Origin of the sequence: Thiocapsa sp., assembly GCF_035467215.1 — a bacterium.
Taxonomy (GTDB): Bacteria; Pseudomonadota; Gammaproteobacteria; order Chromatiales; family Chromatiaceae; genus Thiocapsa.
Window position 1 is genome coordinate 14,654 of the sequence record NZ_DATITZ010000329.1, and the last position, 13,158, is coordinate 27,811.

The following is a 13,158-nucleotide window of genomic DNA, read 5'->3' on the forward strand; positions in this document are numbered from 1 at the left end:
TCTCCTCAACGCACCCGTTTCGCCGCCTTGCCCGAATCCAGCACGTCGCGGATGCGGTCCGCGGCGACCTCCATCGAGCCTTCGCGGCCGAGATGCCAGAGGATCAACGCGCCCGCGAACACCAAGCTGTCGTAGGTCGGACCTTGCGCGCCTTCCAGGGCGGCGATGCCTGCCTGCGCCGCGGCCTGCGCGGTCGCCAGCACATCGACCGCCACGGCAATCTCGTCGCCCGGACGCGTGGTCTGGGGCAGATCTTCGGGCAAGGGGACGGCACGCACCGCCTGGGCGATCCCCAGAGCGGCCGGGTCGACCTCGAATGACTGTTCCTCCGACATCTGCTGATAGTTGAAACAGGTGCCCTTCTGGCGCAGCGAGGGGATGACGCCGCCCTCGACGCCGCGGATCAACAGCGCCGAATGAAAACCGGCATGCCGCGCCAGCATCGCGTAGATGCGCGGATAAGGCTTGTGGACATACCCGGTCACCAGATGCGTATGCTTGCGCCCGTGGATCGGGCGGGCCAGGACCTCGACCGTCGTAATGGCCTGCCGCTTGACGATCGTGGAGCGCAGATCGACCAGGTTGTGCAGCGGGGCACAGAAGGCGCGTTGGTCGACATAGCTCCAGCCGAGCGCGGGATCGGCCAGTCGCTCGGCGGCCTCGATCGGCGAAAGGTCGACCGGCACCCCGGCCGCGTCCAGGATATGGCGATGCGTCACGCCGAACTTGGGCCCGACCGCATGTGCACCGTGACTGATCGCCGGGACGCCGCACTCGGCGAGCACGGGCATCAGAAAGGGCGACGCGGGCAGGCAGCGGTTGTAGCCGTCGTAGGGATCGGCGATGTCGACCACGTCATCGACGTTCGCAACGACATGACCGGTGGCCTCTCGGACCGCGTCCAGGATGCCCTTGACCTCGTCGTCGGTCTCGCGCTTCATCCGCAGGGCGATCAGGAAGATGCCGGCTTGCACCGGGTCGACCGCGTTGTCCAGGATGGCGCCCATGCCGATGCGGGCCTCCTCCGTGGAGATGTCCTTGGAGAGCTCCGGACCGGTCGCGATGCGCTGGATGATCGAGCGCATCTGGGTCTTGGCGTCGCTCGATGCGCTGGCCTGACTGTTCATGATTGTCCTCCCGGACCTGGCTGTTTTTCGGTGCCGTGCGACGGATGCCGCGCTCGAACCGAGTCTTCTCGACGTGCCGGCCATTCTGGTGGCTCGGGCGCCGGATCTCAACGCGCGTGAACGCAACCGGTTGGTGCAAGATACGGCCGTTCACCATTCGGAGTCGACACACATGGTCCATTGCGTTCGTCTGCCCCGGCGTGCCCTGCTCGGCATCCCGGCCCTGCTTGTCCTGTCTCTCGCCGCCGGTTGTGCGAGCCTCACGGCGCCCTGGACGGCGCCCGAGGTCGCGCTGCTCGGTGCCCAGCCGAAGCTTCTCGGGCTCGATCGTCAGTCCTTTCTCGTCAATCTGGGGGTGAAGAACCCCAACGATCGCGCGCTTCCGATCAAGGGCTTGAGCTACCGGGTCCAGGTGGAAGGCCAGGACCTCGCCGACGGTTCAAGCGAGCTTGCGCGGCTGATCCCGGCGGGCGGGACCGAGCAGGTCGACGTGGAGGTCAACAGCAGTCTGCTGGGCTTGATGCCGAGCTTGTCCGGACTGCTGCTCACCAAGGACACGCTCGCCTGGACGGTCAGCGGAATCGCCTACGTGGATGCCGCCGGAGTGCGCCTGCCCGTGCCCTATCGGCACAGCGGCACGATTTCGCCCGCGGCATTGTTGTCGGGCGCAGCGTTTTAGACGGTCTTCGCGCCGGTGCCAGCGCGTCATCGACCGCGACCGGCTGCGCATTCAACGCAGTCTCGCGGCAGACCGGTGCTCGGTACACCTTGGCAGGGTTGGTGCGCGCGTGGCAATTGGGTCATACTGACTGGGTCGAAATCAGGCTGATTGAGCGAGGGTCTGCACTATGTCCGCCGTGTTGGAACATCGCGTCGATCGTTTGGAAGAGGCGCTTGAAGCCTTTACGCGAAGTGTCGGCGTAGAGTTCAACAAGGCCTACAATGGCCAGGTTCGGTTGCAGCAGGAGATGCTCGAATTCAAGGATGAGATGCGAGTCTTCAAAGGCGAGATGATCGCCTTCAAGGACGAAATGAAGGACTTCAAGGACGAGATGAGCGTCTTCAAGGACGAGATGATCGCCTTCAAGGACGAGTCCTTGCGTTACCGTGAAGAGGCGGAGCGCGACCGAAAGTCGATGAATCGCCAGTGGGGCGAGCTGGCGAATCGCCTCGGGACCTTGGTCGAGGATATCGTCGCGCCGAATCTTCCGAGGGTTGCGCGCGACCTGCTCGGCTGTCCGCAGCCCGACCTCTTCGGCTTGCGTATGCGCCGCCGCATCAATGGCGAAAGTCGGGAATACGACGCGCTCCTCGTCTGTCCGGAGCTCGTCCTGATCAACCAGACGAAGAGTCGCTTGATCAGCGCAAGCGTCGATGATCTCTTGCGGGTCTTGGCGGAGTTTCCGGAGGTCTTTCCCGAGTACGCGGATCGGCGGCTCATCGGCGTGCTGGCCAGTCTTTACCCGGACCCGAGCATCATCAACTATGCCACATCGAAAGGCGTGCTCGTGATGGGAATGGGCGATGAAACCATGGATGTCCTCAACCCGTCGGCGCTTCGCGCCGGTTAAAGCGTCATTCGGGATCCATCGAGCGGACATGGATTACTCGTCGCATCGCACGCACCGCGCACGCCGGGCCCGCGTGTGCCTCCTCGCCGTCGGGGTCGCTGCGCCTCTTCGGAGCGCCTTGTCCCGACGGGTGCGGGGCGTGCCGGCCGACGCTCCCGATTGACCGCAACGCCTCGCCCCGGAAGCCCTCGAGGCTGAAGGCGCCAGCCTGGTCTTAGCCACCCAGGACGTTAATCGGGCCTACGCTCGGGCAGACGATGTGTCCGCAAACGTCATCAAACCTTCATTTTGCCCAATATTCGTTTTGGGGTATGTTCTCGGCCGTGACGATTCAACCGACCGATTTCTTTGCCGCGCTGGCTCACGAGACGCGCTTGCGTTGCCTGATTCTGCTGATGCGACACCCGGAGCTCTGTGTCTGCGAGCTGACGCATGCGATGGGGGCGGTTCAGCCGCACGTGTCCAGACATCTCGCTCAGCTGCGTGAGTTGGGTCTGGTGACGGATCGACGCGAGGGTTTGTGGATCTTCTATCGGGTGAGTCCGTCGCTTCCGGATTGGGTTGCGGCGGTGCTGCGCGAGACGTTCGACGCTGTGTGCGGCGAGCGGCCCTTCGTCGAGGACGATCGCGTGCTGGCCGAGATGCCGAACCGTCCGGGTATGCCCCGCTGCGCCTGACCGCGTGTCGCGCCGTTCGGGGTTCGTCGAGGCGTCACGCCGTCGGGTCGGCGCGCGTACGCTCGCGTCCTCGGATCGGCTCAAGCTGCAACGCGAGCTCGACGCGATCGGGCGGACGCCGCTCCCCGTGCTGGAGCAGGTGGAACAGTTTCAATACGAATCGGAGGGGCGATGAGCGTACGTATCGGGATCAACGGCTTCGGCCGCATGGGGCGACTGGGCCTGCGCGCGGCCCGGGGTCGTGACGGGCTCGAGTTCGTCCGCATCAACGAGATCGCGGCGGATGCCGCCGGATCGGCGCATCTGCTGAAGTTCGACTCGGTCCACGGGGTTTGGGGGCCTGAGTGCGCGGGCGAGGGCGACGCGATCCGGATCGACGCCCGGTCGATCGCCTACAGCCGCAACCCGGCCTTGGCCGACACCGATTGGTCGGACTGCGACATCGTCATCGAGGCGACCGGCAAGCACCATAAGAAACCCGAGACGCTTCGAGGCTACTTCGATCAAGGGGTCAAGAAGGTCTTGGTTGCAGCGCCCACCGATGGCGCGCTGAACATCGTCTACGGTGTCAATCATCATCTCTACGACCCGGCCGAGCATCATCTGGTCACGGCGGCCTCCTGCACGACCAACTGTCTCGCACCTGTGGTGAAGGTCATGCACGAGCGGATCGGGATCCGCCACGGCACCATGACGACCATCCACGACATCACCAACACCCAGCGGATCGTCGATCTCGGGCACAAGGATCTGCGCCGCGCGCGGGCCTGCGGCCAGTCGTTGATCCCGACCAGCACCGGCTCGGCCAAGGCGATCACCAAGATCTTTCCCGAGCTCACCGGCAAGTTGAACGGCTTGGCGGTGCGCGTGCCCCTGCTCAACGCCTCGCTGACCGACTTCGTCTTCGAGGCCGCGCGGGCGGTGACGGTCGAGGAGGTCAACGCTCACTTCAAGACGGCGGCGGAAGGCGAGCTGGCCGGGATCCTCGGTTACGAGGAGCGTCCGCTGGTCTCGGTCGACTACAAGGATGATCCGCGCTCGTCGATCGTCGACGCGCTCTCCACCATGGTTATCGACGAGACCCAGGTGAAGGTGTTGGCTTGGTACGACAACGAATGGGGTTATGTGAACCGCATGATCGACATCGCGCAGATGTTGAGCGAGGGGCTTTAGCCTTCTCGCGATCGACCACAGGCAGGCCGGAGCCGATGGACACCAACACCCGCAACTACCTGACCGTCACCGCCGGCTATTGGGCCTTCACCGTCACCGACGGGGCGATCCGGATGCTGGTGGTGCTCTATTTCCACCTGCTCGGCTATTCGCCGTTCGAGGTGGCCATGCTGTTCCTCTTCTACGAGGTCTTCGGCATCGTCACCAATCTGGTCGGGGGCTGGCTGGGTGCGCGGATCGGGCTGAATCTCACCATGCACATCGGCATGGGGTTGCAGGTGGTGGCGCTCGCGATGCTCACGGTGCCGGATGCCTGGTTGACCGTGGCCTATGTGATGGTCGCTCAGGCGATGTCGGGCATCGCCAAGGACCTGAACAAGATGTCGGCCAAGGCGACGGTCAAGACCCTGGTCGGGGCGGGCGGGGAGTCGCGGCTATTCAAGTATGTTGCCGTGCTCACCGGCTCGAAGAATGCGCTGAAGGGCGCCGGATTCTTCATCGGTGCGGCGCTCCTGGAGTTGATCGGCTTCCGCGGGGCCTTGGCGGTGCTCGCCGGGATGCTTTTGATCGTATTGATCGTGACGGCGATCCTGTTGCCCTCGGGTGTCGGGCGCATGGCGTCCAAGCCCAAGTTCACGCAGGTCTTCTCAAACACGCCGGCCATCAACTGGCTCTCGGCGGCGCGGTTCTTTCTCTTCGGCGCGCGCGATGTCTGGTTCGTGGTCGGTCTGCCGGTGTTTCTCTATTCGGTCCTGGGATGGAGCTTCACCCAGGTCGGTACCTTTATGGCGTCTTGGGTGATCGGCTACGGGATGGTCCAGGCCGCAGCGCCGCGACTGCTGCATATCGGCCGTGCACGCGATGCGGCTCGGCGTCATCCGGGCGGCCGCACGGCGCGACGTTGGGCCTTGTTGCTTGCGATCGTTCCGGCGGCCATGGCCTTCGTGCTCCACCAAGGCTGGCCGCCGGGCGAGGTGTTGATCGTCGGCCTCATCCTGTTCGGTGTCTTGTTCGCCATCAACTCGGCGGTGCACTCCTATCTGATCCTGGCCTACTCGGACTTCGAGAAGGTCTCGATGAGCGTGGGTTTCTATTACATGGCCAATGCCGGCGGTCGACTCGCCGGGACGGTGCTCTCGGGTCTGGTCTATCAGACGCAGGGGATCGAAGGGTGTCTGTGGTGGTCGGCCGGTTTCGTGCTCGCCGCCTTCCTGCTCTCGTTGCGTCTGCCCGAGGTCTCCGACCAAAAGTCCGTGACGGCTGCCGCCTGATGCCTAACGTGAGGCGAGTGGCATGAGATCCGAATCGGGCGTCGGCCGGGTCTTGATCTTGGCCTGCGGGAACCCCTCGCGCGGGGACGACGCCTTGGGGCCCCTTCTGATCGAGCGGCTGGGTCGATACCCCGATCTCGCGCGGCGGGGAGTGGAGACCCTGACCGATTTCCAGCTTCAGATCGAGCATGTCCTCGATCTGCAGGACCGCGAGCGCGTGATTTTCGTCGATGCGGCCGTCAGCGGCTCGGAGCCATTCACCTTCCTTCCCCTGTGCCCGAGTCCGGAGGTGTCGTTCAGCACGCACGCGCTTGCTCCGGGCGTCTTGCTGACCCTGTTTCGAGAGGTCACCGCACAAACGCCCCCGCCGGCCCGGCTGCTCGCGATACGCGGTTACGACTTCGCGCTCGGCGTGCCCCTGAGCGTGCATGCCTCCGACAATCTTGACCGAGCGGAGCGCTTTCTCATTCGGCTGTTGCGTTCCGACGGGAGCGTCGGAGCCTCGGATTAAACCGCGCCCGGTGCGGTATGCGCCATTTGTTGGAGTGGCTTGGCCGCGCCGGCTCCGACGACTTTCGGAGACGGCGCGGTTTAACATATTAAAAATTATTAAATTCTAAACCGCGTCTCACTGGGATCGAGTCTATCTCCGAGGCTAAGCGCACAATGATAACGACGTATGTCGCTCCGGACGCGGTTTAGTAGGTTGCTCGGGTGTTCCAGGGTCGGCCGAGCATGAGATAGAGCGCCCCGAACCCACCGTCGGCGAAGCCGTATCCGAGATAGATGGGGCCGATGAAGGTGTCCGCGCCCAGAAAGAGGCTGCTGCCGAAGCGCAGGTTGTCGGCCTGGATCTCGGAGCGCTGTTCCCAGACGTTGCCGACCTCCAGAGAGGCCCCGGCATAGGTGTTGACGAGTCCGGTGGTGAGGTTGCGCAGGTAGATGGCACGCGCGAGCCCGAGGTTTCCGCCCGAAAGCTCGTCCTGATTGAAGCCGGAGAGGTTCAGGAAGCCGCCGAGCCGATAGAAGGACTGCGCCGGCTCCTGCCCGCCGAAGCTGCCGGCCAGTCTGATGCCGGTCAGGAGCGTGTTTTTCCCCCAGCTTTGGGCGTTCACCAGGTTGAACCCGGCCTGATCGTAGTTCTCGGAGGCACCGATCTCGGTCCGGGAGGTCAAGGCGAATGCGTTGCCCACCCAGCCGCGACGCGGGAAATTGGCGCTGTCGAGGGTGTCGAGATAAAAGCTCAGACCGAGCGAGCCTTCGTCGAACCCGTACCCTTGCATGCCGGGGTCTCCGTAGCGAAGGTCGGCATCGCCCGCATAACGCCTGTACTTGAGTCCGAGCCGTCCCCAGTCGCCGAAATTCCGGCCGCCTTCGAGCGATCCGCCGAGACGCGAGATCAGATATTTAGCCGACGGATTATCCGATGTCTTCGGCTCGAACAGGGTCAGACTCTCGGTGAAGTAGCCGGCGGTCGCCTCGACATACCAGCGCTCCAAGGGGTCGAGCGGCTGATAGAGCTCGGTGATCAGGCCGGGCTCCTCGCCGGCCTGCAGAAAGGTCCGCCACTCGGCGTTCAACGCGTTGACGGGCGCCATCGTGTAGGCCGCGCCGACGTTGAATCGCGAGTCCCCCCCCGAGGCGGAGGACAGCTCGATACCGAACTGCAGCGAGCTGGTTCCCCATGATTTCTCGGTGGCCGTAATCACCAGCTCGGTCTCGTCCTCGGGTGTCTGCTCGACGCGGTATTGGACCGACTCGAAATTGTCTTGATCGAATACGCGGTCGATCTGTGCCTCCAAGGCATCCGGGTCCAGTGGCTCGCCGAGCGGCACATCCAGGCGCTGCGTGATCAGCGCGTCGGCCAGTCGCGAGCGGTTCTCCACCCGTACGCGATCGATGATCGGCATCGGCTTGCCTCCGATGCGCTGCCGATCGAGATAGGCGGCATATCGGGCCGTCGGGACCTCCAGTGCAGCCAGTTCGACGCGCTGCTCCTGCGCGCCGCGCTCGCCGATGGCGATCGCCTCCAACATCTTGTTGAAGTCCGCGGCCGTCACCTCGCGCTCCAACGGCGGCGTGATGAGGACGTCGCCTTTGCCCAGCTCGGCGATCTGCTCTTGCGTATTGCGCCAGGTGACCAAGCTCATGACCTGGTCGAGCATCTCGAGCACGTTGTTGATCTCTTCGCGATCGCGCCGGGGTCCGCCGACATCCACCGCGATGATGATGTCCGCGCCCATGTCGCGGACCACGCTGACCGGCAGATTCATGGCCAGGCCGCCGTCGATGAGGAGCTTATCGCCGATCTCGACCGGGGCGAAGGCCGCGGGCACCGCCATGCTGGCGCGGATCGAGGTCGCGAGATCACCGCCGCCGAGGATGACCGCCTCCCCGGTCACCGCGTCCGTGGCGACGGCGCGGAACGGAATCCTCAGATCGTCGAAATCGTCGATCGATCTTGCGGGAAGCGTGTACCGGCGCAGGGCGAGGTCGAGTCGATGGCCTTGGATCAGGGCCGGGACGAGATTCACCTCGCGCTTTTCCTCGTTTACGCCGGGTCTTGCGCTCAACAGGAAGTCGTTGTCATCGAGCTTGCGATGGATGCGCCGATCCTGTCGCGGGGGGTCGTCTTGAAAGATCGCCGTCCAGTCGATCTCCTCGATGGTCGCCTCGATCTCGTCCGGCGACATGCCCATGGCATAGAGCCCGCCGATGACGGCACCCATCGAGGTGCCGGCGACATAGTCGACCGGGATCCCCATCCGCTCGATGACCTTCAGTACGCCGACATGCGCAGCGCCGCGTGCCCCGCCGCCGGAGAGTGCCAGGCCGATCGTCGGTCGCCCGGCGGCCTCCGACGGGGCGCTGGGGAGGACCAAGCCGAGCAGGGGGAGCAGCAGCAGCGCCAGCCGCAGTGGATGCTTGAGAGCACGCACAGCCACGATGTCGTTCCTCGTCGAAAAAAACGCTACGTTAGCATGCCCGCGACACACCGCGTCGGTCCGCAGGGCTGCAATGCAAGGATCGGCCGTGCGCGCACCTTTTCGGCTAGACTTCGGCCGTCGAAACCTTCATCAAGGATGCCTGACGATGCCCTTCAGCGTGCGTGTCTCGGAGCCTGAATCGGATGGCCTGCTCGAAACCCGGCGCGGGTTGCGCCGACTCGGGCGGCTGGTCTGCTCCCTTCTCGTCGGTGCCCTGACCTTGTCGGGCTGCGGGAAACCCGATGCCCCCGCGCCGGAGATGCCGCCGCCCTCGGTGGTCGTGGTCCCCGCGGAGTCCCGCGTCGTCGACGAGGAGGCATCCTTCGTCGGGCGTGTACTCGCGGTCAACCGGGTCGATCTGCGTGCCCGGGTCGAGGGTTTCCTAGAGGAGCGCCGTTTCACCGAGGGTCAAGAGGTCGAGGTCGGCGAGGTCCTCTTCGTGATCGAGCCCGGTCAGTACGCGGCCGCGGTCGAGCAGCGCCAGGCCGATCTGGAAAAGGCCCGGGCCGATCAACTGAACACCGCCGCACAGTTGGCGCGCGGCCTCGAGTTGGTGAAGGCCAAGAACATCTCGCAATCCTCGGTCGACGAGCTGCAGGCGGCGGATTCGATCGCGAAGGCCGGCATCACGCTTGCGCAGGCCGCGCTGACCCGGGCCATGCTCGATCTGAGCTATACGACGATCACGGCGCCGGTGGCCGGCCGCATCGGGCTTGCGAGCTACACGGTGGGCAATCTGGTCGGTCCCGCCTCGGGTACCTTGGCGACCATCGTGAGTCGCGATCCCGTCTACGTGCAGTTCCCGGTGACCCAACGTGATCTGCTCGGTGCGCGCCGGACGATCGAGGACAAGGGCGGCAACGCGCGGGATGTGAGGGTGCGCGTGCGTCTGCCGGACGGCACACTCTACGAGCACGCGGGGCGTTTGGATTTCGTCGACGTGACCACGGATCCGGGGACGGACTCGGTCACCCTGCGCGCAGAGCTGCCCAACCCGGACGGCGTCCTTGTCGACCGCCAGTATGTCGGGGTCCTGCTCGAGGCGGGTGCACCCGAATCGGCGATCCTGATCCCGCAATCCGCGCTTCAGGTCGATCAGCAAGGCGTCTACGTCTTGATCGTCGATGCCGAGGACAAGGCCCAAACGCGCCGCATCGAGACGGGGCAGACCAAGGGCTCGGACATCGTCGTCAAGAAGGGCCTGGACGAAGGGGAGCTCGTGATTACGCAAGGCATCCAGCAGGTGCGTCCCGGTCAAGCCGTGCGCGCCGCGCCGGCGAGGCCCGCTGCCGGAGCGATTGAGCAATGATCTCCGATGTCTTCATCGACCGCCCGCGCCTCTCGATCGTCATCTCGGTCGTCATCACGCTGGCCGGGCTGATCGCCATCACCCGCATCCCGGTCGCTCAGTTCCCGGACATCGTCCCGCCGCAGGTCTCGGTCAGCGCAGCCTATCCGGGCGCGAGCGCTTCGGTCGTGGAGTCCACCGTCGCTCAGCCGATCGAGTCGCAGGTCAACGGCGTGGACAACATGCTCTACATGAAGTCCACCAGCGGCAACGACGGCAGCTACTCGCTCACGGTCACCTTCGCGCTCGGCTCAAACCCGGACATCAACACGGTCAACGTGCAGAACCGTGCCAATCTGGCGATGGCCCAGCTCCCGGAGGAGGTCAAGCGGCAGGGTCTGACGGTCCAGAAGCAATCCAACGCCATGTTGCAGGTGGTGGCTCTGAGCTCGCCCAAGGGATCCTACGACGGGCTGTTCCTGAGCAATTACGCGACCATCAACGTCGTCGACACCCTGGCGCGCGTGCCCGGTGTGGGACAGGCGTCGCTGTTCGGGCCGCTGGACTACAGCATGCGGATCTGGCTCGACGCGGATCGCCTGACCGCGCTATCGCTCACGCCGGCTGACGTGATCGCCGCGATCCAGAGCCAGAACATCCAGGCCGCAGTCGGGCGGATCGGTGCCCGGCCGATGACGGCCGACCAACAGTTCCAGATCACGCTCCAGACCCGCGGGCGTCTGAGCGATGCGGCCGAGTTCGAGCGCATCGTGGTGCGCGCCAACCCGGACGGCTCCACCGTGCTCGTCTCGGATGTCGGGCGCGTCGAGCTCGGCGCGCGCCAGTCTGACTCCTTCAGCCGATTGGACGGGCGGGACGCGGCCGCCATCGGGATCTATCTCGCGCCCGGAGCCAATGCGGTGTCCGTGGCCGACGGTATCGAGGCGGCCATGGAACGGCTCGCCGAGCGGTTCCCGGACGATCTTGCTTATACCTTGGTGTACGACACCACGGATTTCGTGAATGCAAGTCTCGAGAAGGTCGTCCATACCCTGCTCGAGGCGTTCGTCCTGGTGATCCTGGTCGTGTTTCTCTTTCTCGGGAGCTGGCGTGCCACCCTGATCCCCTTGATCGCGGTGCCCGTGGCCTTGATCGGGACCTTCGCCTTCCTGCTCATGATCGGCTTTTCGGCCAACACCATCTCGCTGCTCGCGGTGGTGCTGGCGATCGGGATCGTGGTCGACGACGCCATCGTGGTGGTGGAGAACGTCGAGCGCATCATGGAGGAGGAGGGTCTGCCGCCGCGCGAGGCCGCCAAGAAGGCGATGGGCCAGATCACCGGGCCCATCATCGCCATCACGCTGGTGCTGCTGTCGGTTTTCGTCCCGGTGGCCTTCATCCCCGGGATCACCGGGCAGCTCTTTCAGCAGTTTGCGGCCGTCGTCGCCTTCGCGATGCTGATCTCGGCCATCAATGCACTGACACTCTCGCCGGCGTTGAGCGCCGTCCTGCTCAAGCCGGCCGGTCATCGACGCGGGCCGATGCGCTACGTGATGGGCGGGATCGATCGGATCCGCGACGGCTATGCCGCGATCGTCGCGCGGCTGGTGCGCTTCTCCCTGCTGGTGTTGGTGCTGATCCTCGGCATCGGGCTCGCGACCGGCTGGCTGTTCAAGATCACGCCGACCGGATTCCTCCCGGAAGAGGATCAAGGGGCCTTTATGGCTCATGTGCAGTTGCCGCAAGGCGCCTCGGTGAGCCGCACCTTCGAGGTGGTGAAGGAGCTCGAAACGCTCGTGAAGGCGGATCCCGCGGTCGCGCACGTGCTGACGATCACGGGCTTCAGCCTCCTTGACGGGGCGGTGCTCTCCAATTCCGCCGCCGTTATCGGGCGGCTGAAGCCGTTCGAGGAGCGCACCACGGCGGATCTCAAGGTCGACGCCGTTATCGATCGGATCGCGGCCCAAACGATCGGCATCCCGAGCGCGCGGGTCATGCCCTTCAATCTTCCGCCGATCGTCGGTCTGGGGACCGGCGGAGGCTTCGAGTACCAGCTCGAAGACCTGCAGGGTCGCACACCCGAGGCGCTCGCCGGGGTGATGCGCGGACTCATCATCGCCGCCAATCAGGATCCGGCCCTCTCGCGCGTGTTCTCTACTTGGGCGACCGACAACCCGCAGGTGTTCCTCGAGATCGACCGCGAGAAGGTCCAGACCCTGGGTGTACGCATCAGCGACGTCTTCAACGCGCTGCAGGCGACCTTGGGCGGCTACTATGTCAACGACTTCAATCGGTTCGGACGGGTCTGGCAGGTCCAGGTAGAAGGCCGCGAGGCTGATCGTCAGAGCGTCGAAGACATCTACCGAATCCATGTGCGCAACGACCAAGGCGAGATGGTCCCGCTGCGCGCGCTGCTGAGCCCCGAGCTGATCCTGGGACCGCAGCTCCTGCAGCGTTACAACAACTATCGCAGCGTCACGATTCAGGGCGAGCCGGCGCCCGGTTTCAGCTCGGGCGACGCCCTGACGGCGATGGAGCGGATCTCCGCGACGACCTTGCCGGCGGGCTACGGCTTCGAGTGGACGGGTACGGCCTTTCAGGAGAAGGAGGCCGGCGGACAAACGCCGATCGTGTTGGCGCTGGCGGTCTTGTTTGCCTATCTCTTCTTGGTCGGGCTCTACGAGAGCTGGTCGATGCCGGCGGTCGTGCTCCTGAGCGTCACGGTCGGGGTGCTCGGCGCACTCTGTGCACTCTGGGTCGCGGGTCTCTCCAACGACCTCTATGCGCAGGTCGGCATCGTGGTGCTCATCGGTCTGGCAAGCAAGAACGCGATCCTGATCGTCGAATTTGCCATCGAGCAGCGTGCGGGCGGGGCCTCGATCCTGGATGCGGCCACCCGGGCGGCGCGTCTGCGGATCCGCGCCGTCCTCATGACCAGCTTTGCCTTCATCCTCGGTCTGGTCCCTTTGGTCATCGCCAGCGGTGCCGGCGAGGCGAGTCAGCGCGGCGTCGGCACGGCTGTCTTCGGCGGCATGATCGCCGCTTCGCTGATCGGGATCTTCCT

Annotated in this window: 10 protein-coding genes; 8 read left to right on the forward strand and 2 right to left on the reverse strand. The window is 64.9% G+C overall.

The window, feature by feature from the left end:
- Positions 1-5: 5 nt before the first annotated feature.
- The gene (locus tag VLR48_RS17715; protein WP_325293056.1) at positions 6-1,127 is read right to left on the reverse strand and encodes an anthranilate phosphoribosyltransferase; all 1,122 of its coding nucleotides are present in this window, start codon (positions 1,125-1,127) and stop codon (positions 6-8) included.
- A gap of 172 nt (positions 1,128-1,299) precedes the next feature.
- Here VLR48_RS17715 and VLR48_RS17720 point away from each other — a divergent pair, with 172 nt between their 5' ends.
- The 6 genes from VLR48_RS17720 (at position 1,300) to VLR48_RS17745 (ending at position 6,330) form a co-directional block, all read left to right on the forward strand.
- Entirely contained in the window at positions 1,300-1,806 is a 507-nt protein-coding gene (locus VLR48_RS17720) for an LEA type 2 family protein (protein ID WP_325293057.1), read from the forward strand.
- Positions 1,807-1,975: 169 nt separating this feature from the next.
- Positions 1,976-2,698, forward strand: a complete 723-nt coding sequence (locus VLR48_RS17725) for a hypothetical protein (protein ID WP_325293058.1) — start codon at positions 1,976-1,978, stop codon at positions 2,696-2,698.
- Between the two features lie 311 nt (positions 2,699-3,009).
- Positions 3,010-3,375 (forward strand): metalloregulator ArsR/SmtB family transcription factor, encoded by a 366-nt coding sequence (locus tag VLR48_RS17730; RefSeq protein ID WP_325293059.1) that lies wholly within the window; start codon positions 3,010-3,012, stop codon positions 3,373-3,375.
- Positions 3,376-3,546: 171 nt separating this feature from the next.
- On the forward strand, positions 3,547-4,548 hold the full coding sequence (locus tag VLR48_RS17735) for an ArsJ-associated glyceraldehyde-3-phosphate dehydrogenase (protein ID WP_325293060.1): 1,002 nt from the start codon (positions 3,547-3,549) through the stop codon (positions 4,546-4,548).
- 35 nt (positions 4,549-4,583) lie between these two features.
- Positions 4,584-5,819, forward strand: a complete 1,236-nt coding sequence (gene arsJ, locus VLR48_RS17740) for an organoarsenical effux MFS transporter ArsJ (protein ID WP_325293061.1) — start codon at positions 4,584-4,586, stop codon at positions 5,817-5,819.
- Positions 5,820-5,841: 22 nt separating this feature from the next.
- Positions 5,842-6,330, forward strand: a complete 489-nt coding sequence (locus VLR48_RS17745) for a hydrogenase maturation protease (RefSeq protein WP_325293062.1) — start codon at positions 5,842-5,844, stop codon at positions 6,328-6,330.
- A 187-nt stretch (positions 6,331-6,517) separates the two neighbouring features.
- On the opposite strand, the gene VLR48_RS17750 is transcribed toward VLR48_RS17745, so the two are convergent.
- On the reverse strand, positions 6,518-8,764 hold the full coding sequence (locus tag VLR48_RS17750; protein WP_325293063.1) for a patatin-like phospholipase family protein: 2,247 nt from the start codon (positions 8,762-8,764) through the stop codon (positions 6,518-6,520).
- A 148-nt stretch (positions 8,765-8,912) separates the two neighbouring features.
- Here VLR48_RS17750 and VLR48_RS17755 point away from each other — a divergent pair, with 148 nt between their 5' ends.
- Together VLR48_RS17755 and VLR48_RS17760 are read left to right on the forward strand one after the other, a co-directional pair.
- Complete coding sequence (locus tag VLR48_RS17755; RefSeq protein WP_325293064.1) at positions 8,913-10,115, forward strand: efflux RND transporter periplasmic adaptor subunit; 1,203 nt, start codon at positions 8,913-8,915, stop codon at positions 10,113-10,115.
- A partial coding sequence (locus tag VLR48_RS17760; protein ID WP_325293065.1) for a multidrug efflux RND transporter permease subunit occupies positions 10,112-13,158 on the forward strand: 3,047 nt, incomplete at its 3' end. The genes VLR48_RS17755 and VLR48_RS17760, both read left to right, overlap by 4 nt.

Bases quoted from the DNA above. Each gene is read 5' to 3' on its own strand.
- VLR48_RS17715 (WP_325293056.1), bottom strand. From the start codon at position 1,127: ATGAACAGTCAGGCCAGCGCATCGAGCGACGCCAAGACCCAGATGCGC.
- VLR48_RS17720 (WP_325293057.1), top strand. From the start codon at position 1,300: ATGGTCCATTGCGTTCGTCTGCCCCGGCGTGCCCTGCTCGGCATCCCG.
- VLR48_RS17725 (WP_325293058.1), top strand. From the start codon at position 1,976: ATGTCCGCCGTGTTGGAACATCGCGTCGATCGTTTGGAAGAGGCGCTT.
- VLR48_RS17730 (WP_325293059.1), top strand. From the start codon at position 3,010: ATGTTCTCGGCCGTGACGATTCAACCGACCGATTTCTTTGCCGCGCTG.
- VLR48_RS17735 (WP_325293060.1), top strand. From the start codon at position 3,547: ATGAGCGTACGTATCGGGATCAACGGCTTCGGCCGCATGGGGCGACTG.
- arsJ (WP_325293061.1), top strand. From the start codon at position 4,584: ATGGACACCAACACCCGCAACTACCTGACCGTCACCGCCGGCTATTGG.
- VLR48_RS17745 (WP_325293062.1), top strand. From the start codon at position 5,842: ATGAGATCCGAATCGGGCGTCGGCCGGGTCTTGATCTTGGCCTGCGGG.
- VLR48_RS17755 (WP_325293064.1), top strand. From the start codon at position 8,913: ATGCCCTTCAGCGTGCGTGTCTCGGAGCCTGAATCGGATGGCCTGCTC.